Here is a 26,918-nt window from a genome sequence, read left to right as displayed (position 1 = left end):
CCCACACAGGGCAAGGGCGTGGCATGGCCGACAATACGCGCCCATGAAACACCTGTCCCCCCAGGAAGCCTGGACCTGGCTCCAGGCCGAAACCGCGCGCCGCGCCGCGCTGGGCCAGGACCCGCCGCTGTTCGTGGACGTGCGCATGGAGATCGAATCGCTCTACGTGGGCCGCCCGCCCGGTGTCGAGAACATCCCCTGGTACGAATACCCCGACCTCACGCCCGATCCGGCGCGCTTCGCCGAGGCCGTGGCCCGCGAGGCCGGCGACAAGGCGCGGCCGATCCTGCTGATCTGCCGCAGCGGCAAGCGCACGCTGGACGCCGGCAAGGCGCTGGAGGCCGCGGGCTTCAGCGAGGTCGCCCACGTGCTGCACGGCTTCGAGGGCGAGCTCAACGAACACTTCAAGCGCTCCACCGTGAACGGCTGGCGCCACGACGGGCTGCCGTGGGAACAGATGTGATCGACGTCGCCGCCGGCGCCGAGACGCTGGAGGCCTGCGTCGAGGTGCTGCAGTCGGTCTTCGGCTACGAGGCCTTCCGCGGCCCGCAGGCGCAGATCGTCAGCCACGTCAGCGAGGGCGGCGACGCCCTGGTCCTGATGCCCACCGGTGGCGGCAAGTCGCTGTGCTACCAGATACCAGCCATCGTGCGCGCCCAGGGCGGGCACGGTGTGGCGGTGGTGGTGTCGCCGCTGATCGCGCTGATGCACGACCAGGTGGGCGCGCTAACCGAGGCCGGCGTGAGTGCGGCCTACCTCAACAGCAGCCTCTCGCTGGAGGAGGCCCAGCGCATCGAACAGCAGCTGCGCCGCGGCGACCTCACCCTGCTCTACGTGGCGCCCGAGCGGCTGCTCACCGCGCGCTGCCAGGCCATGCTGGAGAGCCTGCACGCGCAGGGCCGGCTGTCGCTGTTCGCCATCGACGAGGCGCACTGCGTGAGCCAGTGGGGCCATGACTTCCGCCCCGAATACCGCGAGCTCGCGGTGCTGCCCGAGCGCTTCGCCGGCGTGCCGCGCATCGCGCTCACCGCCACGGCCGACGCGCTCACGCGCGCCGACATCGTGGAGCGCCTGCAGCTGCAGGACGCGCGCACCTTCATCAGCAGTTTCGACCGCCCCAACATCCGCTACCAGCTGGTCGAGAAGAAGGACGCCACGGCCCAGCTGCAGCGTTTCATCCGCGACGAGCACAGCAACGCCCAGGGCCACGACGCGGGCGTGGTGTACTGCCAGTCGCGCCGCCGCGTGGAAGAAGTGGCGGCCATGCTGCAGCAGGCCGGCTTCAAGGCCCTGCCCTACCACGCCGGCCTGGACGCCGCCGTGCGCCAGCAGCACCAGGACCGCTTCCTGCGCGAAGAGGGCCTGATCATGGTGGCCACCATCGCCTTCGGCATGGGCATCGACAAGCCCGACGTGCGCTTCGTGGCCCACCTAGACATGCCCAAGAACATCGAGGGCTACTACCAGGAGACCGGCCGCGCGGGCCGCGACGGCGAACCCGCCAACGCGTGGATGGCCTATGGCCTGCAGGACGTGGTGAACCAGCGCCGCATGATCGACGACAGCCCGGCGCCCGACGAATTCAAGCAGGTGCTGCGCGGCAAGCTCGACGCCCTGCTCGCCCTGGCCGAGGCCAGCGACTGCCGCCGCGTGCGCCTGCTCGCCTACTTTGGCGAGACCTACCAAGGACCGCACGCCGGTTTCGCCGCCGGGCCGCCCCAAGGCGAAACGCCTCCCCATCGGGGGGGCAGCGACCCGCGCAGCGGCGCAGCGTGGGGGGTCATGTGTGGCAATTGCGACAACTGCCTCAACCCGCCCGAGCTGTTCGATGCCACCGAGCCCGCGCGCAAGCTGCTGTCGTGCATCTACCGCGTGCAGCAGGCCAGCGGCCACGGCTATGGCGCGGGCCACATCATGGACATCCTGCGCGGCAAGGCCACCGAGAAGGTCGAGGCCAACGGCCATCAGCGGCTCAGCACCTTCGGCATCGGCGCCGACTGGAGCGAGACGCAGTGGCGCGCGCTGCTGCGCCAGCTGATCGCCATCGAGGCGGTGCGCGTGGACGACGCGCCCTACAACACCCTGCACCTGGCCGACGGCGCGCGCGCCATCCTCAAGGGCGAGGGCGAGGTGCGCCTGCGCATCCAGGCCGAACGCGCGCCCTCGCGCTCGCGCAGCGCGCGCGCCAAACCGCCGGTGGGCGACGACGGCACGCCGCTGAGCCTGGCCGAGCGCGACTGCCTGGAGGCGCTCAAGGCCTGGCGCGCCGGCGTGGCCAAGGAGCACAACCTGCCCGCGTATGTGATTTTTCACGACGCGACCCTGCGCGCCATCGCCCAGCGCCGGCCCACCGACGTGACCGACCTGGACGGCATCAGCGGCATCGGCCTCAAAAAGCGCGCGGCGTACGGCGACGCGGTCATCCAGGTGGTGAGTGCTTTTCTCTGAGCCCTCAAGTCCTGCGGGCCCCAGCCGAAAACCATCGGGTGACAGTGCCGACCGCCCGTCGGCCAACCGTCTGTCGCACGTGATGCGCCGCTCAAGCCGACGGCCCTCATGCCGATGTTCCATGCAAGGGGCGGCCTCCGCTCCACGGTCTCAACGAATCGATTGCACGGAGCGCGTCATGTTTTTCCGCCTGCCCTGGCTGTCCAAGCGAAGGGCCCCCAGCTACCACGACACCCTGGCCCTGGACCTGGACTATGTCGTCGATGAATTCCACTCGGCCATGGCCGACATCCAGGACCCCCTGCGCGTGCGCTTGCACGCCGCCCTGATGAACTGCCGCACCCCGCGCGACTTGTGGTTCCTGCGCGGCAAGCTGTTCAACCTGATCTGCAAGCACCACCACGAGGGCGAGGCCAACAAGCGCGTGGGCCGCCTGGACGCCAAGCTGCGCTACTTCGTGGACAACCACCCCGACTACTCGGCGGACGAGGTGCCGAGCCGCCCCATGGGCCTGTTGCACTGACCTCTGCCGCCGCGCCCCTGGGGTGACCCCGGGCACGCGAAACAAAAGGCCACCTTCGGGTGGCCTTTTGTTTGGGGCGGGAGAACTTCAGTGCACGAAACCCATGCCGCGCGCCTCGCGCACCTCGGGCTTGATGCGGTGCTCGGCCTCGAGCTGGTCCAGGAATTCGGCCGGCTCCATGGCGGCGCCCAGGATCTCGGCCTGGCGCTTGACGGCGGCGAAGTCGCCAGGGCAGAGCTGCTCCAGGCGCGCCAGGCGCTGGCGCAGGCCGTCGTCCAGGCGCTCACCATGGCCACCCAGGGCCTCGACCACGAACATGGTCTCGCGCTGCGCGCGCGTGAGCGGCTTGAAGCGGATCTTGAAGGTGAAGCGGCGCAGCGCGGCCTGGTCGATGCTGTCCATCAGGTTGGTGGTGCAGACGAAGATGCCCGCGAAGCGCTCCATGCCCTGCAGCATCTCGTTGACCTCGGTCACCTCGTAGGTGCGCTGCGCGCCGCGGCGGTCCTGCAGGAAGCTGTCGGCCTCGTCGAGCAGCAGCACCGCGTGCTCGGCCTCGGCCTCGCGGAACATGGCGGCCATGTGCTGTTCGGTCTCGCCCACGAACTTGCTCACCAGGTCGCTCGCACGCCGGACCATCAGGGGGCGGCCGAGCTGCTGGGCGATGTGCTCGGCCAGCGCCGTCTTGCCGGTGCCGGGCGCGCCGTGGAAGCACAGGCAGCCGTGGCCGCGCGCCTTGAGCGCATCGATGATGCGCGGGATGGGGTGGCGCGACTCCACGTGCAGCATGTCCAGGCTGTACTGCGTGACGCTGGGGCGCTGCAGCACGTCGGGCGCGCGGCCCAGGGCCTGGTCGGCGTGGCGCAGCTGGCGTTCGATCAGTTCGTCCAGCAGGGGCGGCGGCCCCAGGCGCGCGGCGGCCTTGCGGCCAGTGGCGCGCGCCGGCGCGGCCGCCAGTTCGGCGAAACGCACCGCCGTTCGGATCTGCGCCGGCGTCAGGCCCTTGCGTTCGGTCAGGCGGCCCACCAGGGCCTCGCTCACGGCCGCGCCTTCCAGCGTCTTGCGCACCAACTGCTCGCGCGCGCCGGGCGGCGGGCTCTTGAGTTCCAGGTGGTAGGCGAAGCGGCGGCGAAAGGCCGGGTCGATCTGCTCGATGCGGTTGGTGATCCACAGCGTGGGCACGGCGTTCGACTCCAGCACCTGGTTCACCCAGGCCTTGCCGCTGACCGAATGGCTGTGCGGCGCGGCCACGTGCTCGGCGCGCGCCATGAACTGCGCGGCCTCGCTGGAGATCGGCGGGAACACGTCTTCCACCTCGTCGAACAGCAGCGCCGACTGCGCCGTGCCCTTGAGGAACACCTGGGCGATCTGCAGCGAGCGGTAGCGGTCGCGGCCCGAGAGCGCGTTGCCGTCGCGGTCGGCGTACTCGACCTCGAACAGCTCCAGGCCGGCGGCCTTGGCCACCACGCGCGCCAGTTCGGTCTTGCCGGTGCCCGGCGGACCGTAGAGCAGCACGTTGACGCCGGCCTCCTTGCGCGCCACGGCCTCGCGCAGCAGGCCGCTGAGCAGGCGCACGTCGTCGGACACGTAGTCGAAGTCGGCGGGTGCCAGCGTGGAACGCGCCGCCGGGCGCGTGAACACCGCCATGAGCTCGCTCTGCGAGCGGTATTCGCGCATCAGCACGGGCGGCAGCTTCTCGCTGACCTTCATCAGGTCGGCGAGGTCGGTGATGTTGTGCTCGGAGATGAGGTTCTCGACCATGCCGATGCGCTCGAGCCGCGAGCCCGCGCGCAGGGCCTCGCCCACTTCGCTGGCCTTGACGCCGGCCACGTCGGCGATGGCGGCGTAGGCCTCGGGCGCGTTGTTCACCTTGAACTCGACCAGGATGGAGCGCAGGTCGCGCTGGTAGCGCGCCAGCGTGCCGTACAGCAGCAGGGCGCGCTCGGCGCGGTTGAGCTGCAGCAGCCCGGCCAGGGCGTCGATGTTCTTCTCCACCAGGGTGCTCTGCTTCTTGAGCGCCTGGCTCAGCCAGTCGCCGGTGACGGCCAGCACCGAGAGCAGGTCCTTGGGCGCTTCCTTGGCGTATTCGTCCAGGTAGAAGAACAGGGTGCCTTCCTCGTACGGGCCGCGCCAGACGCCGTAGCGGTCCATGAAGGCGGCCGTGGAGAGCCTGTCGTGGCCGGCCCAGAGCTCGTTGTCGCGGCAGCGCCGCTGCAGGAACTCGCGCAGGCGCTGCAGCACGGTGTGCGGCCACACCAGGTGGCGCCCGGCCAGCGAGAGCAGGGTGTTCAGGTCGCGCCGCACGTTGAAGCGCGGCCCCTGGCGCGCGGCCAGCGTCAGCACGAAGTGCGAGCACATGAGGTCGAGCACGGGCGCCTGCTTGAGGCCGTGCGGCACGTGAAGGCGCCCTTCACCCAAGGCGCGCGCCTCGGGCGAGCGGACCGCGGGACCGGGTGACAACTGCCGTTTGCTCATGCGCAGGCTCCTGCGACAACCTCCAGCGTGACGGGGCGCCACGGTGCCGGGCCCCTGTGCGGCGGACCATAACGCAGCTTGATGCGCGATGGAAGGGCGCGATGACGGGCGTTCCGGGGCTTTTCCCACGCGGCGGCGCCACAATCGCCGGATGCTGCAAATAGATGACATCCGCGCCGCGGCGGCCCGCCTCGACGGCCAGGTCCTGCGCACGCCCTGCGTGGAATCGCGCACGCTGTCCCAGCTGACGGGCTGCCAGGTGTTCCTGAAGTTCGAGAACCTGCAGTACACGGCCTCGTTCAAGGAGCGCGGTGCGTGCAACAAGCTCGCGCAGCTCACGCCCGAGGAATCCGCGCGCGGCGTGATCGCCATGAGCGCGGGCAACCACGCCCAGGGCGTGGCCTACCACGCGCAGCGCCTGGGACTGCGCGCGGTCATCGTCATGCCGCGCTTCACGCCCGGCGTGAAGATCGAGCGCACGCGCGGCTTCGGCGCCGAGGTGGTGCTGCACGGCGACACCCTTGACGAAGCCCGCGCCCACGCGCGCCACCTGGCCGAGCAGCAGGGCCTGGTGTTCGTGCACCCCTACGACGACGAGGCCATCGCCGCCGGCCAGGGCACGGTGGGGCTGGAGATGCTGGCCGACGTGCCCGAGCTCGACACCCTGGTGGTGGCGGTCGGCGGCGGCGGGCTCATCGGCGGCATCGCCACCGCAGCCAAGGCGCTGAAGCCGGGCATCGAGGTGATCGGCGTGCAGACCGAGCGCTTCCCGGCCATGGTCAACGCCATCAAGGGCACGCGGCACCCGCAGGGCAGCAGCACCATCGCCGAAGGCATCGCGGTGGGCACCCCCGGCGAGATCAACCTGCCCCTGGTGCGCGAGCGCGTGGACGACCTGCTGCTGGTCGACGAAGGCGACATCGAGCAGGCCATCGTGATGCTGCTGGAGATCGAAAAGACCCTGGTGGAGGGCGCGGGCGCCGCCGGCCTGGCGGCCCTGCTCAAGCACCCCCAGCGCTTCGCGGGGCGCCGCGTGGGCCTGGTGCTCAGCGGCGGCAACATCGACCCGATGCTGCTGGCCTCCATCATCGAGCGTGGCATGGTGCGCGCCGGCCGGCTGGCGCGCATCGCCGTGAACGCGCGCGACGTGCCCGGCAACCTGGCCCGCATCACGGCCCTGGTGGCCGAAGCGGGCGCCAACATCGACGAGGTGCACCACCAGCGCGCCTTCACCCTGCTGGCGGCCCAGAACGTGGAGATCGAACTGGTGCTGCAGACGCGCGGGCGCGAGCACGTGAATCAGGTGATCGACGCGCTCAACGCCGCCGGCTTCGGCGCCCACGAGCAGTAAAGCGCGCGACGTCCGGCGCCGGGCGCGCCTCCCCATAATCGCGCGCCATGGACAACAGCACCCTGCAGGCCGCCCTGGCCGAGTACTTCGCCCCCTGGGTCCAGGCCCTGGGCCTGGTGGTCCACGGCAGCGCCGAAGGCGCCGTCACCCTGCGCCTGCCGCAGAGCGACCAGCTCAGCCGCGTGGGCGGCATGCTCTGCGGCCAGGCCATGATGGCCGCCGCCGACACCGCCATGGTGCTGGCGCTGATCCGCCAGTTCGGCGAGTTCCGGCCCTGCACCACGGTGCAGATGAACACCAGCTTCCTCAAGCCCCTGTCCGGGCAGGACGCCCTGGTCGAGGCGCGCGTGATCCGCGCCGGCAAGAGCCTGGCCTTCGGCGAGATCGACATCCGCGGCGCCGCCGACGGCAAGAGCGTGTGCCGTGCCACGACCACCTACGCGCTGCTGTAGGGTCTGCCGGGGGGCAAGGGCCCTCTTGGCCTAAAATCGCGTGTTTTAGAGACCAGACCGGAGCGTTTCATGGCCCACCAAGAACACCACACCCCCGAGCACACCGACGACGTGGTCGAGGCCATCACCCCGCTGATGCCCATCGTGCTGCCCCTCGCTGGCGGCGTGCTGATGTTCCTGCTGGCCTTCATCGCCGTGTTCATGGCCTGAAACCGCCTGTCGGGCACCGGGCCGGCCCGCCACGGGGGGCCGGCTTTTTTGTGGGCGCCGGCGCCTGGGTCCGCCGGAACCGCCGTCAATTGCATCACGTCATGCGGGTTTTGCATGTAACCCGTTAGTAACCCTGAGGGGTAAATCCTAAAATCGACCCAGTCGTCGATTGACGCCCCTCCCCGCGAGGCCACCGCCCCGCTGGCCGCCCGGGCTGCCGCCATCCACCGATGGGCAGCCGGCGCAGTCGACCCGAATTTGCTCGCCCAGATCCCCACGCCGACAGCCGCTGCCCGCGGCTGTCCCCGTCTTGGGCGACCGCCGGTTATCAAACTCTGGAGTCACTCGATGAACTCTCCCGTGATGCAGGGCCTGGCCCTCAACACCCCCTCCTACGTCAAACACGCCCGCCTGATCGCCTGGGTTGCCGACATGGCCGCCCTGTGCAAGCCGGACACCATCGTCTGGTGCGACGGCAGTGACGAGGAATACAACCGCCTGTGCCAGGGCCTGGTGGACGCCGGTACCTTCAAGCGGCTGAACCCGGCCAAACGCCCGAACAGCTACCTGGCGTGCTCTGATCCCTCGGACGTGGCGCGCGTGGAAGACCGCACCTTCATCTGCAGCGAGCGCCAGGAAGACGCCGGCCCCACCAACAACTGGAAAGCCCCGGCCGAGATGCGCGCCACCCTGCAGCCGCTGTTCGACGGCTGCATGCGCGGGCGCACCATGTACGTGGTGCCCTTCAGCATGGGCCCGCTGGGCAGCCCGATCGCCCACATCGGCGTGGAGCTGTCCGACAGCGCTTACGTGGCCGTGAACATGAAGCTCATGACCCGCATGGGCAAGGCCGTGTTCGATGTGCTGGGCACCGACGGCGACTTCGTGCCCTGCGTGCACACCGTGGGCGCGCCGCTCAAGGCCGGCGAGAAGGACCACACGTCCTGGCCCTGCAACCCCACCGTCAAGTACATCGTCCACTACCCCGAAACGCGCGAGATTTGGAGCTATGGCTCCGGCTACGGCGGCAACGCGCTGCTGGGCAAGAAGTGCTTCGCGCTGCGCATCGCCTCGACCATGGGCCGCCAGCAGGGCTGGCTGGCCGAGCACATGCTGATCCTGGGCGTGACCAACCCGCAGGGCAAGAAATACCACGTGGCGGCCGCCTTCCCCAGCGCCTGCGGCAAGACCAACTTCGCCATGCTGATCCCGCCCAAGGGCTTCGAAGGCTGGACCGTCACCACCATCGGCGACGACATCGCCTGGATCAAGCCCGGCGCGGATGGCCGCCTCTATGCCATCAACCCCGAGGCAGGCTACTTCGGCGTCGCCCCCGGCACCAACACGGCCACCAACCCCAACTGCATGGCCAGCCTGAACAAGGACGTGATCTTCACCAACGTGGCGCTCACCGACGACGGCGACGTGTGGTGGGAAGGCATGGGCCCGGCGCCCGAGCACGCCATCGACTGGCAGGGCAAGGACTGGACGCCGCAGACCGCCAAGGAAACCGGCGCCAAGGCCGCCCACCCGAACGCGCGCTTCACCGTGGCCGCCACCAACAACCCCGCGCTGGACGCCGCCTGGGACGACCCCAAGGGCGTGGCCATCGACGCCTTCATCTTCGGCGGCCGCCGCAGCACCACGGTGCCGCTGGTGACGCAGGCACGCGACTGGACGGAAGGCGTCTACATGGCCGCCACCATGGGCTCGGAGACCACCGCCGCGGCCTTCGGCGCGCAGGGTGTGGTGCGCCGCGACCCCTTCGCCATGCTGCCCTTCACCGGCTACAACATGAGCGACTACTTCCAGCACTGGCTGAACCTGGGCGCGCAGCTGCAAGCCCGGGGCGCCCAGCTGCCGGGCATCTTCTGCGTCAACTGGTTCCGCAAGGACGAGAACGGCAAGTTCGTCTGGCCGGGCTTCGGCGAGAACATGCGCGTGCTCAAGTGGATGATCGACCGCCTGGAAGGCCAGGGCCAGGGCGTGGAGCACGCCTTCGGCGTCTCGCCGCGCTACGAGGACCTGCACTGGAACGGCCTGGACTTCAGCGCCGAGCAGTACCGCACCGTCACCGCCATCGACAAGGCCGCCTGGGTGCAAGAACTCAAGCTGCACGATGAGCTCTTCCAGCAGCTGGCCTACCACCTGCCGCGCGAGCTGACGGACACCAAGGCGCGCATCGAGCAACGCCTGGCGGCCTGAGCGCCATCCCGGCCGATCGACCATCCGATCGGCCACAAAGAAAAAGCCACCCCGCGGGGTGGCTTTTTGCTGGGCGCGTGACAGCTCAGATGAAGTGCAGCTTGGCGTAGCGGGCGCGGCTGGCGGCCAGGCGCTCCCAGTAGCTGGCCTGCGGCGCCGCGGCGGCCTTGGCGGTTTCCGGCAGGCCCAGGGGGGCGAGCGCTTCGACGAAGTCAGTGGCGGTCGGCTCCTGCTCGGCGCGGTCGCGGGCGGCCATCAGGTCTCTCATCAGGCGCGGGTCGTGGCGGGCCATTTCCCACAGGCGCATGTCGGCGCGGGCCTCGGCCAGCGAACGCGACCAGTCGTCGAGCGCGGCCACAGCACGGCGCGCCACGCGGCGGGCGCTGTCGGCGAACAGGGCCAGGCCGGCGAAGACCAGGGCCCAGAGCAGCACCCAGGCCAGCATCAGGTGGCCGTCGGCCCAGGTGTCGATCAGCTGATCGGCCACGACGATCAGCGTGGCGATGGCGGCGGCGAGCAGCAGGGCGCTCAGGCCGCGGGCGCCTTCGGACGCGGGGGCGGCGGTGGGGGTGTCTGCGCGCAGGGCAGCGGACAGCGAGGGGGCGGTGAGAACGGTGCTCATGGCGAACTCCTGAAAACCACGTCTTGTGGACGAAACGAACTCTTGTGGACAGGGGGAATATAGGGATAACCCGTATATCTCGCCACTTTATTCTGATGATGTATACCATTCACGGTATATATGATTTCACCCAACTTCCGCACCTTCGATCTGAACCTGCTGCGCGTCTTCGACGAGGTGATGGCCGAGCGCAACCTGACCCGGGCGGCGCACAACCTGGCCATGACGCAACCGGCGGTGAGCAACGCCCTGCGTCGCCTGCGCGAGCTGCTGGGCGACGAGCTGGTTCGGCGGGCGGGCTTCGGCGTCGAACCCACCCCCACCGCCCTGGCCCTGTGGCCAGCGGTGCGCGAGGCCCTGAACCTGCTGCGCGGCGCGCTGGCGCCGGGCGCCTTCGACCCCGCCGCGGCCACCAGCACCTTTCAGCTCGCCATGGCCGACGCCACCTCGGCCAAGCTGATCCCCAGCCTGATCGACATCTTCGAGCGCGAGGCGCCGGGCGTGAACCTGCGCGTGCTGCCCCTGACCACGCGCGACCCGCGCGAGCTGCTGGAAAGCGGCGCGGTGGACCTGGCGATCGGGCACTTCCCCGCCGTCATCGCCGAGCTCGGCGCGCGGCAGCAACAGGACGAACTGCCGCGCTTCGCCTTCGAACGCCTGTACGACGGCGACTACGTGGTGGTCATGCGCCGCGGCCACCCGCTGGCCGGCCAGCCGCTGTCGCTGGACACCTACTGCGCCGCGCGCCACCTGCTGGTCAGCTTCTCGGGCCGGCCCTTCGGCTTCGTCGACGAGGCCCTGGCCGCGCGCTCGCGCCAGCGCCGGGTGGTGATCACGGTCAACCAGTTCTTCACCGCCGGACGCGTGGTGGCCACCACCGACCTGCTCACCGTACTGCCGCGCCACTTCCTGTCGGCCACCGGCATGGAGGATGAACTGGCCATCAGCGAGCTGCCGCTGGCCGTGCCCGAGGTGCACGTGGACACGCTGTGGCACCGCCAGCGCCAGCACGACGCCGCCCACCGCTGGCTGCGCGAGGCGGTGTCGCGCTCGGCCGCGCGCAGCGGCCTGCAGAGCACGGACACAATCGGCCCATGATGAAGATCCAGTTGCTGAGCGACCTGCACCTCGAGGCCAACCGCGATTTCCTGCCCCAACCCGCCCCCGGCGCCGACCTGCTGGTGCTGGCCGGCGACGTGGGCTCCTACCAGCGGCGGCGCGACGGCAGCGCCATGCCCGAGCCCGACTGGGGCCTGCGCCGCTTCGCCGACTGGCCGGTGCCGGTGCTCTACCTCCCGGGCAACCACGAGTACGACGCGCTCGATGTCGACGAGGCCCACGCCGCCCTGCGCGCCACCTGCGAGCGCCTGGGCCTGCGCTGGCTGGAGCGCGAGACCTGGGTCTGGCGCGGCGTGCGCTTCGTCGGCACCACGCTGTGGAGCGACTACGACGCCATCCGCCCGCCCGGCAGCGAGCCGCTGCTGCAGCGCGAGAAAGCCTTTCGCGCCGCCGACCACTACCTGCGCCAGATGGCCGGCCGGCGCCACGGCCGGCTGTTCGACGCCGCCGCCATGCGCGAGCTCGGCCTGGAGTGCCAGGCCTGGCTGCGCGAGGCGCTGGCCCAGCCCTTCGACGGCCCCACGGTGGCCATCACCCATTTCGCGCCCACGCTGCACAGCGCCGACCCGCGCTATGGCCTCACGCCCGGCACGGCCGGCTTCTGCAACGCGCTCGACGACCTGCTCCCGATGGCCGACCTCTGGCTGCACGGCCACCTGCACTGCCCCACCGACGTGCGCGTGGGCCGCTGCCGCATCCGCGCCAACCCCCTGGGCTACCGCGAGAAGCAGGAACAACTCGCCTTCGATCCGGTCTGCCTGGTCGACGTGGCGCCGCAAACCCGCCCCGTTTGATCCGGCGCAAAGCCGCGGCCCGATGGGGCCCGTACACTCGGCCCGTCAATCACCACAGCGAACCCCAAGGAGAACCGCGATGAAGATCCTGCTGGCCGTCGATGGCAGTGAGTACACCAAGAAGATGCTCGCCTACCTGACCACCCACGACGAGCTGTTCAGCGCCGACAACGACTTCAGCGCGATCACGGTCCAGTCGCCGCTGCCCCCGCGGGCGCGCGCCGCCGTCGGCGCCGACGTGGCGAACCAGTACTACGAAGAAGAAGCGGCCAAGATCACCGGTCCGGTGAACAAATTCCTGCAGCGCCACGGCATCACGGCCAAGCTGCTGCACAAGACCGGTTCGGCCGGCGAGGTCATCGCCAAGACGGCCAACTCGGGCAAGTTCGACATGGTCATCATGGGCTCGCACGGCCACGGCGCACTGGGCAACCTGGTGCTGGGCTCGGTGGCCACCAAGGTACTGGCCCATTGCTCGGCGCCGGTGCTGATCGTGCGCTGATCCGCCCGCGCGATCGATCCCAAGGAGCCGCCAGCGGGCGGCTTTTTCACGCCCGCCTCAAGCCGGTGGGCGCAGACTCTGGGCGGCGGCCGCGCGCAGGGCCGCGCTCAGGGCGTCGAGCACATCGGAGCTGAGATTCCAGCAATGCCAGTGCAGCGCCACGCCCAGGCGGTGCTTGGGCGCCACGTCCACCAGCTCACCGCGCTCGATAAGCTCGCGCACCAGCAGCCAGGGCACCACACTCACGCCCCAGCCCGCCAGCACCGCGCGCACCTGCCCCTCGCTGGAAGGCACGAAGCGCTGCTTGAGCAGCACGCGCTGCAGCCCGAAGGCCTCGGACACGAAGGCGTGCTGCAGGTGGTCCTTGCGGTTGAAGGCGATGAAGGGCAGGCGGTGGAAATTCTGCGTGTTCAGCCCGCGCGGGCAGTGCTCGCGCGCGAAGCCCGGCTGGGCGATCAGCACGTAGTCCATCACGCCCAGCGGCTCCATCCGGCAGCCCCGCAGCGCCTGGCCCAGGGAGGTGACGCAGCCCAGCACCTGGCCCTCGCGCAGCCACTCGTGGGTGAACTCCTGGTCGTCGGTGATGATCTCGATCGGCAGGCCTTCGCGCGCAAGCCCGTCCAGCGCGGGCAGCGCCCAGGTGGCGATGCTGTCGGCGTTGATGGCCACCGAGATGCGCTCCTCGCCGCGGGCGGTGGCGGCGCTGCTGGGCGCCAGCTCCTTCAGGTCCTTGTCCAGGTCGGCGCGCAGCAGCCGCATCATCTTGGCGTGCTTGATCATGAGCTGCCCGGCCGGCGTGGGCTTGAGGGGGCGGCTGCGCACGATCAGCACCGTGCCCACCTGCGCTTCCAGGGCGCGCAGGCGCTGCGACACGGCCGACTGCGTGATCGACAGCCGCTGGGCGGCGCGCTCGAAGCCGCCCTCCTCCACGATGGCGGCCAGGCATTCCAGGGCGTCGGGGTCGAAGGTGCTCATCAAAGGCCTCCGCGCAATGCGCGTCGATGCGAGCCCCTTCGGGCGGTCGGGCGGGGCTCTGGGTGCGATCTTGTATCAGTCAAACTGATGAACTCGATTTTGCTTGAATCTCGCTTCACCTGAATCGGCGATTTCCCGACACTGCCGGGATCAGCGATCCGCTGTTCGGAGAAAGCCATGAAAGTCACCGTTCTGGGCGCCGGCATCATCGGCGTGAGCACCGCCTGGCACCTGCTGCAGCGCGGGCACGAGGTCACCCTGGTGGACCGCCAGCCCGACGCCGCGCTGGAGACCAGCTTCGCCAACGCAGCGCAGATCTCGGTGAGCTACTGCGAGCCCTGGGCCAATCGCGAAGCGCCGCTGAAGGCACTGAAGTGGATGTTCTCGCCCACCTCGCCGCTGCTGTTCCGCCCGCAACTGGACCCGGCGCAGTGGCGCTGGGGCCTGCAGTTCCTGGCCCAGTGCAACGACGCGGCCTTCGAGCGCAACGTGGCCCAGCTGGTGGCCCTGGGCTCGTACAGCCACGCGGCGCTCAAGGACGTGGTGCGCGAGACCGGCATTGAGTACCAGCGCCTGGAGCGCGGCATCGCGCACTACTACGTGGACCAGAAGTCCTTCGAGGGCGCGGCCGCGGCGGCCGAGCTGATGGCGCGCTTCGGCGTGAAACGCCGCGTGGTCTCGCGCGAGGAGCTGCTGCGCATCGAGCCCGCGCTCTCGTCCTTTGCCGATCGCATCGTCGGCGGCACCTTCACCGAGAGCGACGAGTCGGGCGACGCGCGGGTCTTCACGCAACAGCTCGCCGCCCTGTGCGCCGCGCGCGGCGCCCGCCTGCTGTTCAACCACGACATCGAACACCTGGACGCCACCGGCGGCGCGCTGAACGCCGTGCGCGTGCGCAGCCGCGCCACCGGCGTGCTCAGCGCCCTCAAGGCCGACGCGACCGTGGTGGCCTGCGGCTCGTACACGACGCCGCTGCTGGCGCGCATCGGCGTGCGCGTGCCCATCTACCCCGGCAAGGGCTACAGCGCCACGCTGCCGCTGCTCAAGCCCGACCAGGCGCCGGTCGTGAGCATGATCGACGACAGCCTGAAGATCGCGATGTCGCGCCTGGGCAATGAACTGCGCGTGGCCGGCACCATCGAGCTCGGCGGCTTCGACCTCTCGCTGGACACACCGCTGGCGCGCCAGCGCGGCGAGATGCTGGTCCGCCGTATCGAGCAGGTCTTCCCCGGCGTGGCCGACACGCGCCTGCCGGCCGAGGGCGGCAACCCGCGTTTCTGGACCGGCCTGCGCCCGGCCACACCCACCAACATCCCGCTGATCGGCCGCCTGCCGGTAAAGGGCCTGTGGATCAACGCCGGCCACGGCACCCTGGGCTGGACGCACGGCGCGGGCTCGGGCAAGGCCCTGGCCGAACTCATCAGCGGCGAACGCCCGGCCATGGCCTTCGGCTTCCATGGCATGGAGGCCGCGCGGGCGGCGCGCGGCGCGCCGGCTCAGGCGTCCTTCTCGCCCGGTTCGTAAAGCGTCTCGCGCCCCATGCGGTCGACGATGAGCTCGGCCGTCCAGGGCAGCATGAGCGAGCCGCAGCGGCTGTCGCGGTAGAGGCGCTCCAGCGGCAGGTGCTTCATCATGCTCTGGCCGCCGCAGGTGCGGATGGCCAGGCGCGCGATGTCGTTGGCACCTTCCATCACCGCGTGGTGCGCGGCGTACAGGCGCAGCTTCTCGTCCTTGCCCGGGTTGGGCCGCGCCTCCTGGATGGCGCGCGAGAACAGCGCCTTCATGCCCTCCAGCTGCAGGCGCATCTGCGCCACCGCGATCTGCTTGGTGGGGTACTGGCGGCGCTTCACCGGCGGCTCGCCCTCGACCTCGCCGCGCAGGTACTTCACGGTGAAGTCGTAGGCCGCGTTGGCCAGGCCCAGGTAGGTGGGCGCGAGCGTGAAGAACATGGCCGGCCAGGTCTGCGCGCCCACGAAGTAGATGCCGCGCGGCATGAGCTGTTCGGCGTCGCTCACGAACACGTCCTTGAACGTGAGGTTGCGGCTCACGGTGCCGCGCATGCCCAGCGGGTCCCAGTCGCCGCTGATGGCCAGGCCCTCGCTGGTGGCGGGCACGCTGATGTACATGGTGTCGCGCGGGTCCGGGTCCTTGCCTTCCACGTCCTCGGTGCAGAGGATGCCGTAGTAGTCGGCCGCGCCCGACAGGCTGGCGAAGATCTTGCGGCCGTTGATGAGCCAGCCGCCCGCCACCTTCTTCGCCGTGGTGCCGAAAGGCGCGCGCCCGGCCGCGGCGGCCGAGCCTTCGCTGAAGGGCTGGGCGTAGACCGCGCCCTGGTCGACGATGCGCTGGAAGTGCAGCTCGCGCCGCGCGGCGTGCTCGGCGCGCTGGGTCTCGGTCATGGGGATGCCGTCGGCCAGCACGCCGGTCCACATGGTGCTGCAGATGTGCATGTTCCAGGTGAGCGCGGTGGCACCGCAGAAGCGGCCAACCTCGGCCGCGACCATCATGTAGGTGGGGTAGTCGGCGCCCAGGCCGCCGTGGTCCTTGGGCACGCACAGGCGCAGGAAGCCGGCCTCGCGCAGATCCTCGTAGTTGGCGAAGGGGAAGCTCGCCTCGCGGTCCCACTGGGCGGCGCGCGGCGCGAACTTCTCGCGGCCCAGGCGGTTCGCCACCGTGAGCAGTTCGCGCTGCAATGGCGTGAAGGCCATGTCGCCCACGGCGGGGGTGAAGTCCAGGCCGGTGTTCAGGGGCTCGCGTTGCATGCTCGGTCTCCTTGGATGGGGTGGTCAGTGCAGGTCGCCCGCCGGCGAGGGCGCGCGCTCGGCCAGGAAGTCGAGCAGCAGGCCGTCGAAAGCCTCGGGCGCTTCCAGGTTCATGAGGTGGCCGATGCCCTTGAGCTCGGCGTAGCGCGCGTTCGGGATGGCCTCGGCCATCTGCTTCATCACCGACGGCGCGGCCACGCGGTCGAACTCGCCGCCGATGAGCAGCGTGGGCACGCGGATGTCGCGCAGCGCGGCCTGGCGGTCGAAGGTGACCAGGCAGTCCAGCGCGCGGCGGTAGGTGGCGGCGGGCACGCCGCCCATGCAGTGCTCGGCCAGGCGCAGGCCCTCGGGCAGCGCGCCGGGGCCGGCCATCTGCGGCACCAGCACCTGGGCCACCTCGGCCATGCTCTTGCCCGCGTCCAGCGGCGCGGTGCGCTGGGCGACGAACTGGCGCGCCCAGGTCTCGGCGTCGCGGCCGTCGGTGCGCTTGCCGAAGGCAGCCGAGGTGCCCGCAAGCACCAGCCGGCTGACCTTGTCGGGCCGGCGCGCGATCACCTCCTGCGCGACCATGCCGCCCATGCTGTGGCCCACCAGCACCACGCTCTCGCACTGCAGGGCGTCGATGAGGTTCACGCAGCTCTGCGCCAGGCCCTTGAAGGTGTAGGGCTCGATGGGCGCGCTGTGGCCATAGCCCGGCATGTCCCAGGCGATGGCGCGGTAACCCGCGCCGGCCAGCGATTCGACCTGCGGCGCGAAGGCCAGGTGGCCGCCGCCGATGCCATGCAGCATCAGCACGGTGGCGCCGCTGCCGAGCGCGGTGAAGGTGGGCAGCGCGTTCATTCGCCCACCACCTGGCCGGCGTCGACCACCACCGTGTCGTCCAGCCAGACGGTGCAGCCACGCAGCGGGAAATCGAAGTGCCCACGCGTGTGCCGCCCGGCCACCTCGTTGGCGCCCGTGCTGTAGAGGAAGTTGCCGGCGAAGGCGCGCAGCTCGGTGCCGTTGAAGTCGCGCTTGTCGTAGAGCGCCATGCTGTCCCAGCGCGCCTTGGGATTGAGGCCATAGCCCACGTGGCTCACGGCGTAGGCCTCGGGCTCGCCCCAGGCGGCGTAGTGGGCGCGCAGCAGTTCGGCGTCGACGCCGCTGCCCTCGATGCGCGTGACCGTGTCGGCCTCGATGCGCAGCGCGATGGGGCGCTCGATGTAGCGCTTGAAGGTGAGGTTCACGTCGCCCTCGGCCAGCACCAGGGTGCCGTTGACGGTGCCGCGCGCGGGAAAGCCCAGCACCATGCCGCCCGGCCAGTGCGTGAGCGTGCCGGGCCGCGTGGTGCTGCCCCAGTTGCCACCGAGCACGGCGCCGGCGAGGTCGACGTGCAGGTCGGTGCCGGCGGCCGAGGCGACGCGCAAGCGCTTGGCGCCACGCAGGCGCTTGAGGTGCGCCTTCACGCGCGCCTCGGTGGCCTCGTCGGGCAGCAGGCGCATCAGGGCCTCGGGGTGCTCGTCGCTCACGTAGACCACGCGCGGCTGCGTCTGGCCATTGCCCTGCAGGATGGCCGGCAACTCGGGCGCGTGCATCAGGCCCTCGGCGGTGCAGTCGATCACGAGTTGGCTGCCCGCGAGCGCGGCGATCACCGGCTGCAGCTGCTGGATGGCCGGGCTGGCGCCGGTGGAGCGCTGCACCGGCGCGTCGCCGCTGAACACGGAGGGCAGCGTCAGCCGGAAGCAGCGCGCGCCCAGGCGCGCGGCCGCCAGGTGCGCCAGCTCGACCAGCACCGGCCGGCTCTGCGTTTCGCCCAGGATGGCGACCACCTCGCCCGGCTGCAGGGCGCAGCGCCTGAGCAGGGCCTCGAAGGCGTCGATCCAGGCGGGTTCGATCCGCTCCTGCAGCATCGGGTCTCCTTTTTTGTCGGGGTGGGATTCGCGGGCGGCCCATTATTCATGAAAATTCATGTAAATTGCGCCCCATGTCCCCCGCCCGTCAGGCTGGCCACGCGGCCCGCCCCCCCGATTTCTCGGCGCATGAGTTCCGCGCCTCGCTGGGCATGTTCGCCACCGGCGTGACCATCGTCACCGCGCGCGCGCCCGATGGCGCGCTCATCGGCCTCACCGCGAACTCCTTCAACTCGGTTTCGCTGTCGCCGCCGCTGGTGCTGTGGAGCCTGGCGCACCACGCGGGCTCCATGGCCTTCTTCCGCAACGGCTCGCACTACGCCATCAATGTGCTCGCGGCCGACCAGCAGGCCCTGGCCGAGCGTTTCGCGGCGCGCGGCATCGACCGCTGGAACGGCGTGGCCTTCAGCGAAGGCGGCCATGGCGCGCCGTTGCTCGACGGCGCGGCCGCCGTGTTCGAGTGCTTCAACCGCAGCCAGTACACCGAGGGCGATCACGTGATCTTCGTCGGCGAAGTGGAGCGCTGCAGCCACCGGCCCGGCGCCTCGCCGCTGCTGTTCCACGGCGGGCGCTTCTACGCGGAGCACCCGCTGTGAAGGAGCGGCGCGATCCGCCGCCGGGCCGCCCCAATACGGATCAGCTCCCCCGGGGGGCAGCGACCCGCGAGGCGGCGGAGCGTGGGGGCACACGTTTCACCGACGACTATCTGGGCTACCTGCTCGGCCAGGCCAACCACGCCCTCTTCAAGGAGTTCGACGCCCAGGTGCGCGAGGCCGGCCTGGGCTCGCTGGAGTGGCGCGTGCTGGCGGTGCTCAGCGGCGAATCGCCCATGGCCGTGGGCCAGCTGGCGCACGAGGTGCTGAGTCAGCAGCCCACCGTCACCAAGCTGCTGCAGCGCTTGGTCGCGCAGGGCTGGGTGGCCCTGCACGACGACCCCGCGGACCAGCGCCGCACGCTGGTGTCCATCACGCCCGCCGGCCAGAAGAAGGTGGCGCCGCTGCTGCGCCGCGCCCGCGCGCACGAGGCCGCCATGCTCGCCGAGTTGTCGGCCACCGAAGTGCAGCGCCTGAAGACCCAGCTCAAGCGCCTGGCGCAGCCGCGCTGAGCGCAGAACCCCTGCGACACGCGCGCCGCGCGGCGCCCCGCACAATCACCGGCCATGCCGCCCGCCACGCCCCCCGTTCGCAAGACCCACCTCGATTCCCTCGCCATCACGCTGCTGGTGGCGTGCTGCGCGTTCTGGGGTTTCCAGCAGATCCTGATCAAGGTGGCCGTGGCCGAGGTGCCACCGCTGTGGCAGGCCAGCCTGCGTTTCTGGGGCGCCACGCTGCTGCTGTGGCTGTGGTGCCGCGCGCGCGGCGTGCCGCTGTTCCAGCGCGACAGCACGCTCAAGGCCGGCCTGCTGGCGGGCCTGCTGTTCGCGGGCGAGTTCAGCTTCATCTACCTGGGCCTGCAGCTCACCTCGGCCTCGCGGCTCACGGTGTTCCTCTACACCAGCCCCTTCGTGGTGGCTCTGCTGCTGCCGCGCGTGGTGCCCAGCGAGAGGCTGCGCCGCGTGCAGTGGGTGGGCCTGGTGATCGCTTTCGCGGCGGTGGTCACGGCCTTCAGCGAGGGCTTCTCGAACGGCTCGCCCGGGGCCGGCCAGTGGCGGGGCGACGCCATGGCCCTGGGCGCGGGCCTTCTCTGGGGCCTGACCACGCTGACCATCCGCGCCAGCCGGCTCGCCACGGCCAGCGCCGAGAAGACCCTGTTCTACCAGGTGGCCGTCACGGCCGCGGTGGCGCCGCTGCTGTCGCTGGCGCTGGGCGAGACCTGGGGCTGGTCGTACTCGGGCCTGGCCTGGGGCTCGATCGCGCTGCAGACGGCGGTGGGCGCCTTCGCCAGCTACCTGGCCTGGATGTGGATGCTGCGCCACTACCCGGCCACGCAGATCAGCACCTTCACCTTCCTCACGCCGGTGTTCGCGCTGGTGTTCGGCGTGCTGCTGCTGGGCGAGCCGCTCACGCTGCGGCTGATGCTGGCGCTGGGGGGCGTGGCGCTGGGCATCGTGCTGGTGAGCCGGCGCTGAAGCCGAACCGGCTCAGCCGCCGCGCGCGCCGAAGTGCGCCTGCAGCGCCTGCAGCGCGTGGCGCACCTTGGCCGGCTGCTCGTCGCGCCGCGGCGTGACGGCAAACACCGCGGCCGGCTCCAGGCGCCAGTCGGGCAGCACCGGCACCAGGCGGCCCTGGTCGAGCGCGGCGCCCACGTCGTCGCGCATGCCGACATACAGGCCCCAGCCTTCGAGCGCCAGGGCCTCCAGCACCGTCACCTGCGACGCCAGCACGCGCGGCTCCACGCGCACCTCGGCGCGCGCGCCCTGCGGCCCCTGGAACGCCAGCGCCGTCGCCGCGCCACTGCGCGGCGGCAGACCCAGCCAGTCGTGGCCGGCCAGCTCGCCGGGGTCGCGCGGCCAGCCGCGCTCGGCGAGGTAACGCGGCGCCGCGCACAGCACGCGCTGCAGCTCGCCCAGGCGGCGCGCCACCAGGGCCGAGTCGGTGAAGCGGCCCACGCGCAGCGCGAGGTCCACGCGCTCGGCGATGAGGTCGATGGGCGTGTCGTCCAGCAAGAGGTGCAGGTGCAGGCGCGGATGGCGCCGCAGCGGCTCAAGGGCGCTGGCCAGCAGATCGCCGAAACCGATGGGCGCGGCCAGGCGCAGCTCGCCCTCGGGCTCGTCGCGCAGGCGCTCCAGTGCCTGATCGGCGCTGCGGGCCTGGGCGACCATGGCCGCGCAGGCCGGGTGGTAGCGCTCGCCGGCCTCGGTGAGCGTGAGCCGGCGCGTGGAACGGTGCAGCAGCACCAGACCCAGGGAGCGCTCCAGCAGGCGCAGCTGCTGGCTCACGGCGGACGGCGTGCTGCCCAGGCGGCGCGCGGCCGCGCTGATGGAGCCGCTGTCGACGATCTCGGCGAACAGGGCCATGCGGCGCAACTTGTCGGCCAGGGCCTGGGCTTCACTCATTAGATTTTCTACACAATGAATGCCGATTCTGCCGTCTGGTGGCTTTTTTGTGTAGCAAGGAAACTAACCGCTGTTCACAACCCGCCAGGAGTTTCCCCATGAAGATCGCCCTCATCGGTGCCACCGGTTTTGTCGGCAGCGCCGTGCTGAACGAACTGCTGTCGCGCGGCCACGCCGTGACCGCGCTGGCCCGCCACCCCGAGAAGTTCGCCGCCCGCGATGGCCTGGCGGTGGTGCGCGCCGACGTGCTGGACGCCGCCCAGGTGGCCGCCGCGGTGCGCGGCCACGACGCCATCGTCAGCGCCTACAACCCCGGCTGGAGCGAGCCGCGCATCTACGAATTGTTCGGCCAAGGCTACGACGCCATCCTGGCCGGCGCCCGACAGGCCGGCGTGAAACGCCTGCTGGCCGTGGGCGGCGCGGGCAGCCTGGAGGTGGCGCCCGGCGTGCAGCTGGTGGACACGCCCGAATTCCCCGCCGAGTGGAAACAGGGCGCGCTGGCCGCGCGCGACCTGCTCACGCGCCTGCGCGGCGACACCGCGCTGGACTGGAGCTTCCTGTCGCCACCGATCCTGCTGGCCCCGGGCGAGCGCACGGGCCGCTACCGCGTGGGCGGCGACCAGCCGCTGCCCGGCCAGGGCGGGCAGCCCTCGGGCATCTCGGTGGCCGACCTGGCGGTGGCCATCGCGGACGAGATCGAAAAGCCGCAGCACCGGCGGCGCCGCTTCACCGTGGCGAACTGAAGCCCCACGCGTCCCCCGGCCCGGGTCGCTGCCCCCGCAGGGGCCGATCCGGCGGGGGGCGGACCGGCGCCGGATCGGCTTAGGCCGCCCCCCCGCGCTCGCGCGCCAGCCGCACGTACCAGTCCAGGCTGCCGGGGTTGGCCATGGCCTCGCGGTTGATGACCTTCTCGATCGGCTGGCCCAGCAGCAGCTTCTTGATCGGCAGCTCCTGCTTCTTGCCCGAGAGCGTGCGCGGGACCTCCGCCACCTGGTAGATGGCGTCGGGCACGAAGCGCGGCGACAGCGCCTGGCGGATCGCGGCGTTCAGGCGCTGGCGCAGGGCCTCGTCCAGCGTGTGCCCCTCGCGCAGCACCACGAACAGCGGCATCCAGCTCTCGCGGCCCAGGTACTCCAGGTCCACCACCATCGAATCGAGCACCTCGGGCAGGGCCTCGACGGCGCTGTAGATCTCGCTCGTGCCCATGCGCAGGCCGTGGCGGTTGATGGTGGCGTCGGAGCGGCCATAGATGACGCAGGAGCCGTCGGGCAGCACGCGCAGCCAGTCGCCGTGGCGCCAAACGGCGCCAGCCTCGGGGCCGAGGTCACCGCCGCCCGGCCGGCGCCCGTGGCCGGGCGGGTAGGCGTCGAAGTAGCTGCCGATCAGGCGCTGGTTGTCCTTGTCGCCCACGAAGTACAGCGGCATCGAGGGAATGGGCTGGGTGCAGACCAGCTCGCCCACCTCGTCGATCACCGGTTCACCGCGCTCGTTCCAGGCCTGCACCGCGCAGCCCAGCAGCCGGCATTGCATGCGCCCGGGCGTCTGCGGCAGCTCTCGGTTGCCGCCGATGAAGGCGCCCGCGAAGTCGGTGCCGCCGCTGATGTTGCACCACCAGATGTCGCCCGCACGCTCCCCCGCTTCGCGCGGCCCGCTGCCCTCTGAGGGGGCCGGTCCCCCTGGGAGCGGCCCGGCGGGGGGTCGCTCCCGCAGGCGACGGAACTGCTCGGTGCCCCAGCGCTGCGCGTCCTCCGACAGCGGCGAGCCCGTGCTGCCCAGGGCGCGCACGCGCGACAGATCGCCGCAGCGCGACAGGTCTACGCCGGCCTTGAGGCAGTTGGCGTAGAAGGCCGCGCCGGCGCCGAAGAAGGTGACGCCGGTCTCGGCCGCGAAACGCCAGAGGGTGGTCCAGTCGGGCGCGTCCTTGGCGCCGCCCGGGTTGCCGTCGTAGATGACGCAGGTGGTGCCATTGAGCAGGCCGCTGACCTGCGCGTTCCACATCACCCAGCCGGTGGAGCTGTACCAGTGGTAGCGCTCGCCCCAGCTGTTGGGCTCGTAGCTGCAGCCCACGTCGTTGTGCAGGCCCTTGAGCGCCAGGCCCACCAGCACCGTGCCGCCATGGCCGTGCACGATGGGCTTGGGCAGGCCGGTGGTGCCGCTGGAATAGACGATCCACAGCGGGTGGTCGAAAGGCAGGTCTTCGGGCTCGAAGGCCGCGGTCTCGGCGTCGTCGCGGGCCACCACGGCCTCCAGGTGCGCGCAGGGCGCGGCCTGCGCCAGCGCGCGCGCCTTCTCATCGGGTGTATCGGCCAGGTTGGTGTGCAGCAGCACGTGGCGCACCGTGGGCAGGGCCGCGCGCAGCTCGGCCACCACGCCCAGGCGGTCGATGTCGCGGCGGCCGTAGGTGACGCCGTCGCAGGCGATCAGCGCCACCGGCTCGATCTGGCGGAAGCGGTCGAGCACGGCGTTGGTGCCCATGTCGGGCGCGCAGACGCTCCACACCGCGCCGATGCCCACCACGGCCAGGAAGGCGACGGCCGTCTCGGGGATGTTGGGCAGGTAGGCGGCCACGCGGTCACCCGGACGCACCCCCTGGGCCTTCAGGTGCAGGGCCAGCGCGGCCACCTGGCGGCGCAGCTCGGGCCAGCCCAGTTCGGTGTGGCGGCCCTTTTCGTTGCGGGCGATCAGCGCGGGCATGCCGGCCGCGTGGGCCGGCGCCACGTGGCGGAACACCTGGCGCGTGTAGTTGGCGCGCCCACCCACGAACCACTGGGTGCCGGGCATGGTGTTATGAAACAAAACATTCTCTTCATTGCATTCAAAATGCAATCCAAAGTACTCTTCTATCGATTTCCAGAACGCCGGGAGATCGGTGACGGACCACTGCCACAGCCCGTGGTAGTCGGCGAAGCGCAGGCCACGGTGCTGCGCGAGCCAATCGGTGTAGCGGCGGATCTGGGGCACGTAGGGAGGCGTTGGCATGGGGCTCCTGCTGGGGTTGCGGGCCGCAGCGTAGCGCCGTCCCGCCGCACTGTCAGTCCCCGCGGCGCGCCTGCGCGACGCCCCCACCTTTCGCCGCCATGCCATCGCCACGTTCCTCCTCTTTCACGCCACGCAACGACCGCCAGCAGGCCATCCTGCGCGCGGCCGAGCGGCTCTTCGCCCAGCGCGGCTTCCACGCGGTCACGGTGCGCCAGATCGCCGAGGCCGCCAAGGTGCCGCTGGCCCTGGTGGGCTACTACTTCGCCCACAAGGAAGGTTTGTTCCGGGCCATCTTCGCGCACCACGGCCCGCTGCACCACGAGGCCATGCGCGCCCTGGAGGACGCGCGCCGCGCCGCCGCCGCGCCCGGCGAAGCCGACGGCCTGCGGCGCGTGGTCGAGGCCTTCGTGCTGCCGCTGCTGCGCTGGCGCCACCACAGCGCCAGCCAGCACTACGCGCAACTGCTCGCGCGCGAGCTGGCCCAGGCCGCGCCCGAGGCCGAGCCCGCGCTGCAGGAGCACGTCGACCCCCTGCTGCAGCGCCTGTTCGACGCCCTGCAGGCCGCCTTGCCCAGGGCCTCGCGCCACGACCTGGCCGACGCGCTGCGCTTCGCCCTGGGCGCGGTGCAGGCGCACCTGGCGGAGCACCGGCTCGACCGGCTCGTGGCCGGCACGCGCGCCGGCCCGGCCAGCGCCCAGCGCTTGAGCGAATTCATCGCCAACGGCATCCGAGCGGTGCTGGCGCCCGCCCGCGCGCAGCCGGCCGAGCGGGCCTGAGCCCGCGCGTGCGCGACGCGCCGCGCACGCCACTTGCTTGCACAATCGCGTGCCACTTCGGCACGACAACAACATGAGGAGCGAGTGAGATGGGCCTTTTCAACTGGACGGAGAAACCGGCGAGCACCCTCGGGCAGGGTGGCGTGATCGCCCCCGACGAACGCCTGCCCTGGCCACAAACCACGGTGATGGGCGTGCAGCACGTCATCGCCATGTTCGGCGCCACGGTGCTGGCGCCGCTGCTCATGGGCTTCGACCCGAACGTCGCCATCCTCATGAGCGGCATCGGCACCCTGATCTTCTACTTCATCACCGGCGGCAAGGTGCCCAGCTACCTGGGCTCCAGCTTCGCCTTCATCGGCGTGGTGATCGCGGCCAGCGGCTACGCCGGCGGCGGGCCCAACGCCAACCTGGGCGTGGCGCTGGGCGGCATCATCGCCTGCGGCGTGCTCTACACGCTGATCGGCTTCGTGGTGCAGGCCGTCGGCACCGGCTGGGTCGAGCGGCTCATGCCACCAGTGGTCACCGGCACGGTGGTGGCGGTGATCGGCCTGAACCTGGCGGCCATCCCGATCAAGAACATGGCGCCCACGGGCTTCGACGCCTGGATGCAGGCCATCACCTTCGTCAGCGTGGGCCTGGTGGCCGTGTATGCGAGCGGCATGGTGCAGCGCCTGCTCATCCTGGTGGGCCTGATCCTGGCCAGCGTGGTCTACGCCGTGCTCACCAACGGCCTGGGCCTGGGCAAGCCGATCGACTTCAGCGGCGTGGCCAACGCGGCCTGGTTCGGCATGCCCTCCTTCGCCGCGCCGGTGTTCAGCGCCCAGGCCATGCTGCTGATCGCACCGGTGGCGATCATCCTGGTGGCCGAGAACCTGGGCCACGTGAAGGCCGTGAGCGCCATGACCGGCCGCGACCTCAACCCCTACCTGGGCAAGGCCTTCATCGGCGACGGTGTGGCCACCATCGTGAGCGGCGCCTCGGGCGGCACCGGCGTCACCACCTACGCCGAGAACATCGGCGTGATGGCGGCGACCAAGATCTACTCCACCGCCATGTTCGTGGTGGCCGCGCTGATCGCCATCGTGCTGGGCTTCAGCCCCAAGTTCGGCGCGCTGATCCAGACCATTCCCCTGGCCGTGATGGGGGGCGTGTCCATCGTGGTGTTCGGCCTGATCGCCATCGCCGGCGCCAAGATCTGGGTCGACAACCGGGTCGACTTCTCGGACAACCGCAACCTGCTGGTGGCGGCCATTCCCCTGATCCTGGGCACGGGCGACTACACGCTCAAGTTCGGCGGCTTCGCGCTGGGCGGCATCGGTACCGCGACCTTCGGCGCCATCGTGCTGTACTGGCTGCTGGGCCGCGGCCGGAAGGCCTGAGCATGCCGGCGATCTGGACCCGCCCCATCTCCTGCGAGATCCTGCACCAGCTGCACGAGGGCACCGCCGTGCGGCAGCTGGGCATCGAGTTCACCGAGGTGGGGGACGACTTCATCGCCGCGCGCGTGCCCGTGGACGCGCGCACCCGCCAGCCCTATGGCCTGCTGCACGGCGGCGTGAGCGTGGTGCTGGCCGAGACCCTGGGCTCCTGCGGCGCGGCCTTCACCTGCCCCGAAGGCCACCGCGCCGTGGGCCTGGACATCAACGCCAACCACCTCAAGGGCGCCACGCAGGGCTGGGTCACGGGCCTCACGCGGCCGGTGCACATCGGCCGCAGCACGCAGGTGTGGCACATCGACCTGCGCAACGACGCGGGCGAGCTCACCTGCGTATCGCGCATCACCCTGTCGGTCCTCGCGCCTCGCGCGAAGTGACCCCGTCCGGAGGCACCACGGAACCGGC

At 70.9% G+C, this 26,918-nt stretch carries 26 protein-coding genes; 18 read left to right on the top strand and 8 right to left on the bottom strand.

Annotated elements, in window-relative coordinates:
* Positions 1–43: 43 nt before the first annotated feature.
* The 3 genes from JNX00_RS00945 (at position 44) to JNX00_RS00935 (ending at position 2,971) form a co-directional block, all read left to right on the top strand.
* Positions 44–463 carry a rhodanese-like domain-containing protein gene (locus tag JNX00_RS00945; protein WP_070400143.1) on the top strand — a complete coding sequence of 140 codons (420 nt, stop codon included), beginning with the start codon at positions 44–46 and terminating at the stop codon, positions 461–463.
* Positions 460–2,448 (top strand): RecQ family ATP-dependent DNA helicase, encoded by a 1,989-nt coding sequence (locus JNX00_RS00940; protein ID WP_070400142.1) that lies wholly within the window; start codon positions 460–462, stop codon positions 2,446–2,448. Before JNX00_RS00945 ends, JNX00_RS00940 begins: the two co-directional genes overlap by 4 nt.
* A 178-nt stretch (positions 2,449–2,626) precedes the next feature.
* Positions 2,627–2,971 carry a hypothetical protein gene (locus tag JNX00_RS00935; RefSeq protein ID WP_070400141.1) on the top strand — a complete coding sequence of 115 codons (345 nt, stop codon included), beginning with the start codon at positions 2,627–2,629 and terminating at the stop codon, positions 2,969–2,971.
* An 87-nt stretch (positions 2,972–3,058) separates the two neighbouring features.
* On the opposite strand, the gene JNX00_RS00930 is transcribed toward JNX00_RS00935, so the two are convergent.
* The gene (locus JNX00_RS00930) at positions 3,059–5,443 is read right to left on the bottom strand and encodes an AAA family ATPase (RefSeq protein ID WP_239478224.1); all 2,385 of its coding nucleotides are present in this window, start codon (positions 5,441–5,443) and stop codon (positions 3,059–3,061) included.
* A 151-nt stretch (positions 5,444–5,594) separates the two neighbouring features.
* On the opposite strand from JNX00_RS00930, the gene JNX00_RS00925 reads away from it, so the two are divergent.
* The 4 genes from JNX00_RS00925 to JNX00_RS00910 all read left to right on the top strand — a co-directional run bounded on the left by JNX00_RS00925 (position 5,595) and on the right by JNX00_RS00910 (position 9,661).
* The gene (locus JNX00_RS00925) at positions 5,595–6,794 is read left to right on the top strand and encodes a threonine ammonia-lyase (protein ID WP_070400140.1); all 1,200 of its coding nucleotides are present in this window, start codon (positions 5,595–5,597) and stop codon (positions 6,792–6,794) included.
* A 47-nt stretch (positions 6,795–6,841) separates the two neighbouring features.
* Entirely contained in the window at positions 6,842–7,246 is a 405-nt protein-coding gene (locus JNX00_RS00920; RefSeq protein ID WP_204743824.1) for a PaaI family thioesterase, read from the top strand.
* A 69-nt stretch (positions 7,247–7,315) separates the two neighbouring features.
* Complete coding sequence (locus tag JNX00_RS00915; RefSeq protein WP_175442869.1) at positions 7,316–7,456, top strand: hypothetical protein; 141 nt, start codon at positions 7,316–7,318, stop codon at positions 7,454–7,456.
* A gap of 348 nt (positions 7,457–7,804) precedes the next feature.
* Positions 7,805–9,661 carry a phosphoenolpyruvate carboxykinase (GTP) gene (locus tag JNX00_RS00910; RefSeq protein ID WP_070400138.1) on the top strand — a complete coding sequence of 619 codons (1,857 nt, stop codon included), beginning with the start codon at positions 7,805–7,807 and terminating at the stop codon, positions 9,659–9,661.
* Positions 9,662–9,746: 85 nt separating this feature from the next.
* On the opposite strand, the gene JNX00_RS00905 is transcribed toward JNX00_RS00910, so the two are convergent.
* Positions 9,747–10,283: a hypothetical protein gene (locus tag JNX00_RS00905; protein ID WP_070400137.1), complete on the bottom strand. Its 537-nt coding sequence runs from the start codon at positions 10,281–10,283 to the stop codon at positions 9,747–9,749.
* A 120-nt stretch (positions 10,284–10,403) separates the two neighbouring features.
* Between JNX00_RS00905 and JNX00_RS00900 the strand changes: the two genes are divergently transcribed.
* The 3 genes from JNX00_RS00900 (at position 10,404) to JNX00_RS00890 (ending at position 12,698) form a co-directional block, all read left to right on the top strand.
* Positions 10,404–11,381: a LysR family transcriptional regulator gene (locus JNX00_RS00900; protein WP_070400136.1), complete on the top strand. Its 978-nt coding sequence runs from the start codon at positions 10,404–10,406 to the stop codon at positions 11,379–11,381.
* Positions 11,381–12,196 carry a metallophosphoesterase gene (locus JNX00_RS00895; protein ID WP_204744970.1) on the top strand — a complete coding sequence of 272 codons (816 nt, stop codon included), beginning with the start codon at positions 11,381–11,383 and terminating at the stop codon, positions 12,194–12,196. Before JNX00_RS00900 ends, JNX00_RS00895 begins: the two co-directional genes overlap by 1 nt.
* Before the next feature lie 79 nt (positions 12,197–12,275).
* Positions 12,276–12,698 (top strand): universal stress protein, encoded by a 423-nt coding sequence (locus JNX00_RS00890; protein WP_070400135.1) that lies wholly within the window; start codon positions 12,276–12,278, stop codon positions 12,696–12,698.
* A gap of 57 nt (positions 12,699–12,755) precedes the next feature.
* Here the strand turns inward: JNX00_RS00890 and JNX00_RS00885 are convergent, their stop codons facing one another.
* Complete coding sequence (locus tag JNX00_RS00885) at positions 12,756–13,673, bottom strand: LysR family transcriptional regulator ArgP (RefSeq protein ID WP_070400134.1); 918 nt, start codon at positions 13,671–13,673, stop codon at positions 12,756–12,758.
* Between the two features lie 177 nt (positions 13,674–13,850).
* Here JNX00_RS00885 and JNX00_RS00880 point away from each other — a divergent pair, with 177 nt between their 5' ends.
* A complete protein-coding gene (locus JNX00_RS00880; protein ID WP_070400133.1) occupies positions 13,851–15,197 on the top strand; it encodes a D-amino acid dehydrogenase in 1,347 nt (448 codons plus the stop codon).
* On the opposite strand, the gene JNX00_RS00875 is transcribed toward JNX00_RS00880, so the two are convergent.
* From JNX00_RS00875 to JNX00_RS00865, 3 genes are read right to left on the bottom strand one after another with little or no spacing between them, the layout of a single operon-like run.
* A complete protein-coding gene (locus tag JNX00_RS00875; protein ID WP_204744969.1) occupies positions 15,170–16,420 on the bottom strand; it encodes an acyl-CoA dehydrogenase family protein in 1,251 nt (416 codons plus the stop codon). The two genes, JNX00_RS00880 and JNX00_RS00875, sit on opposite strands and share 28 nt — an antisense overlap.
* Positions 16,421–16,459: 39 nt before the next feature.
* Positions 16,460–17,275 carry an alpha/beta hydrolase gene (locus JNX00_RS00870; RefSeq protein ID WP_070400132.1) on the bottom strand — a complete coding sequence of 272 codons (816 nt, stop codon included), beginning with the start codon at positions 17,273–17,275 and terminating at the stop codon, positions 16,460–16,462.
* On the bottom strand, positions 17,272–18,324 hold the full coding sequence (locus JNX00_RS00865; protein WP_204743823.1) for a peptidase M29: 1,053 nt from the start codon (positions 18,322–18,324) through the stop codon (positions 17,272–17,274). Before JNX00_RS00865 ends, JNX00_RS00870 begins: the two co-directional genes overlap by 4 nt.
* A gap of 74 nt (positions 18,325–18,398) precedes the next feature.
* Here JNX00_RS00865 and JNX00_RS00860 point away from each other — a divergent pair, with 74 nt between their 5' ends.
* The 3 genes from JNX00_RS00860 to JNX00_RS00850 are packed head-to-tail and all read left to right on the top strand — an operon-like array spanning position 18,399 to position 20,392.
* Positions 18,399–18,920 carry a flavin reductase family protein gene (locus JNX00_RS00860; protein WP_070400130.1) on the top strand — a complete coding sequence of 174 codons (522 nt, stop codon included), beginning with the start codon at positions 18,399–18,401 and terminating at the stop codon, positions 18,918–18,920.
* Positions 18,917–19,429, top strand: a complete 513-nt coding sequence (locus JNX00_RS00855) for a MarR family winged helix-turn-helix transcriptional regulator (RefSeq protein ID WP_204743822.1) — start codon at positions 18,917–18,919, stop codon at positions 19,427–19,429. Before JNX00_RS00860 ends, JNX00_RS00855 begins: the two co-directional genes overlap by 4 nt.
* 54 nt (positions 19,430–19,483) lie before the next feature.
* Positions 19,484–20,392: a DMT family transporter gene (locus JNX00_RS00850; protein WP_204743821.1), complete on the top strand. Its 909-nt coding sequence runs from the start codon at positions 19,484–19,486 to the stop codon at positions 20,390–20,392.
* A gap of 12 nt (positions 20,393–20,404) precedes the next feature.
* On the opposite strand, the gene JNX00_RS00845 is transcribed toward JNX00_RS00850, so the two are convergent.
* On the bottom strand, positions 20,405–21,319 hold the full coding sequence (locus JNX00_RS00845) for a LysR family transcriptional regulator (RefSeq protein WP_204743820.1): 915 nt from the start codon (positions 21,317–21,319) through the stop codon (positions 20,405–20,407).
* A gap of 98 nt (positions 21,320–21,417) precedes the next feature.
* Here JNX00_RS00845 and JNX00_RS00840 point away from each other — a divergent pair, with 98 nt between their 5' ends.
* On the top strand, positions 21,418–22,062 hold the full coding sequence (locus JNX00_RS00840) for an NAD(P)-dependent oxidoreductase (RefSeq protein WP_070400127.1): 645 nt from the start codon (positions 21,418–21,420) through the stop codon (positions 22,060–22,062).
* A gap of 79 nt (positions 22,063–22,141) precedes the next feature.
* Here the strand turns inward: JNX00_RS00840 and JNX00_RS00835 are convergent, their stop codons facing one another.
* Positions 22,142–24,403, bottom strand: coding sequence for an acetoacetate--CoA ligase (locus tag JNX00_RS00835; RefSeq protein WP_275564519.1), 2,262 nt, complete (start codon positions 24,401–24,403; stop codon positions 22,142–22,144).
* Here JNX00_RS00835 and JNX00_RS00830 point away from each other — a divergent pair.
* The 3 genes from JNX00_RS00830 to JNX00_RS00820 all read left to right on the top strand — a co-directional run bounded on the left by JNX00_RS00830 (position 24,397) and on the right by JNX00_RS00820 (position 26,890).
* Positions 24,397–25,074, top strand: coding sequence for a TetR/AcrR family transcriptional regulator (locus JNX00_RS00830; RefSeq protein ID WP_204743818.1), 678 nt, complete (start codon positions 24,397–24,399; stop codon positions 25,072–25,074). The two genes, JNX00_RS00835 and JNX00_RS00830, sit on opposite strands and share 7 nt — an antisense overlap.
* Before the next feature lie 89 nt (positions 25,075–25,163).
* Positions 25,164–26,456, top strand: a complete 1,293-nt coding sequence (locus tag JNX00_RS00825; protein WP_070399566.1) for a solute carrier family 23 protein — start codon at positions 25,164–25,166, stop codon at positions 26,454–26,456.
* Positions 26,457–26,458: 2 nt separating this feature from the next.
* Positions 26,459–26,890 (top strand): hotdog fold thioesterase, encoded by a 432-nt coding sequence (locus JNX00_RS00820; protein WP_070399567.1) that lies wholly within the window; start codon positions 26,459–26,461, stop codon positions 26,888–26,890.
* Positions 26,891–26,918: the final 28 nt, after the last annotated feature.

Origin of the sequence: Hydrogenophaga sp. YM1 (assembly GCF_016903055.1) — a bacterium.
In the GTDB taxonomy this organism is placed as follows: domain Bacteria; phylum Pseudomonadota; class Gammaproteobacteria; order Burkholderiales; family Burkholderiaceae_C; genus Hydrogenophaga; species Hydrogenophaga borbori.
This window is presented reverse-complemented; position numbering and strand designations above follow the sequence as displayed.

Bases quoted from the DNA above. Each gene is read 5' to 3' on its own strand.
- JNX00_RS00945 (WP_070400143.1), top strand. From the start codon at position 44: ATGAAACACCTGTCCCCCCAGGAAGCCTGGACCTGGCTCCAGGCCGAA.
- JNX00_RS00935 (WP_070400141.1), top strand. From the start codon at position 2,627: ATGTTTTTCCGCCTGCCCTGGCTGTCCAAGCGAAGGGCCCCCAGCTAC.
- JNX00_RS00930 (WP_239478224.1), bottom strand. From the start codon at position 5,443: ATGAGCAAACGGCAGTTGTCACCCGGTCCCGCGGTCCGCTCGCCCGAG.
- JNX00_RS00925 (WP_070400140.1), top strand. From the start codon at position 5,595: ATGCTGCAAATAGATGACATCCGCGCCGCGGCGGCCCGCCTCGACGGC.
- JNX00_RS00920 (WP_204743824.1), top strand. From the start codon at position 6,842: ATGGACAACAGCACCCTGCAGGCCGCCCTGGCCGAGTACTTCGCCCCC.
- JNX00_RS00915 (WP_175442869.1), top strand. From the start codon at position 7,316: ATGGCCCACCAAGAACACCACACCCCCGAGCACACCGACGACGTGGTC.
- JNX00_RS00910 (WP_070400138.1), top strand. From the start codon at position 7,805: ATGAACTCTCCCGTGATGCAGGGCCTGGCCCTCAACACCCCCTCCTAC.
- JNX00_RS00905 (WP_070400137.1), bottom strand. From the start codon at position 10,283: ATGAGCACCGTTCTCACCGCCCCCTCGCTGTCCGCTGCCCTGCGCGCA.
- JNX00_RS00900 (WP_070400136.1), top strand. From the start codon at position 10,404: ATGATTTCACCCAACTTCCGCACCTTCGATCTGAACCTGCTGCGCGTC.
- JNX00_RS00895 (WP_204744970.1), top strand. From the start codon at position 11,381: ATGAAGATCCAGTTGCTGAGCGACCTGCACCTCGAGGCCAACCGCGAT.
- JNX00_RS00890 (WP_070400135.1), top strand. From the start codon at position 12,276: ATGAAGATCCTGCTGGCCGTCGATGGCAGTGAGTACACCAAGAAGATG.
- JNX00_RS00885 (WP_070400134.1), bottom strand. From the start codon at position 13,673: ATGAGCACCTTCGACCCCGACGCCCTGGAATGCCTGGCCGCCATCGTG.
- JNX00_RS00880 (WP_070400133.1), top strand. From the start codon at position 13,851: ATGAAAGTCACCGTTCTGGGCGCCGGCATCATCGGCGTGAGCACCGCC.
- JNX00_RS00870 (WP_070400132.1), bottom strand. From the start codon at position 17,275: ATGAACGCGCTGCCCACCTTCACCGCGCTCGGCAGCGGCGCCACCGTG.
- JNX00_RS00865 (WP_204743823.1), bottom strand. From the start codon at position 18,324: ATGCTGCAGGAGCGGATCGAACCCGCCTGGATCGACGCCTTCGAGGCC.
- JNX00_RS00860 (WP_070400130.1), top strand. From the start codon at position 18,399: ATGTCCCCCGCCCGTCAGGCTGGCCACGCGGCCCGCCCCCCCGATTTC.
- JNX00_RS00850 (WP_204743821.1), top strand. From the start codon at position 19,484: ATGCCGCCCGCCACGCCCCCCGTTCGCAAGACCCACCTCGATTCCCTC.
- JNX00_RS00845 (WP_204743820.1), bottom strand. From the start codon at position 21,319: ATGAGTGAAGCCCAGGCCCTGGCCGACAAGTTGCGCCGCATGGCCCTG.
- JNX00_RS00840 (WP_070400127.1), top strand. From the start codon at position 21,418: ATGAAGATCGCCCTCATCGGTGCCACCGGTTTTGTCGGCAGCGCCGTG.
- JNX00_RS00830 (WP_204743818.1), top strand. From the start codon at position 24,397: ATGCCATCGCCACGTTCCTCCTCTTTCACGCCACGCAACGACCGCCAG.
- JNX00_RS00835 (WP_275564519.1), bottom strand. From the start codon at position 24,403: ATGGCATGGCGGCGAAAGGTGGGGGCGTCGCGCAGGCGCGCCGCGGGG.
- JNX00_RS00825 (WP_070399566.1), top strand. From the start codon at position 25,164: ATGGGCCTTTTCAACTGGACGGAGAAACCGGCGAGCACCCTCGGGCAG.
- JNX00_RS00820 (WP_070399567.1), top strand. From the start codon at position 26,459: ATGCCGGCGATCTGGACCCGCCCCATCTCCTGCGAGATCCTGCACCAG.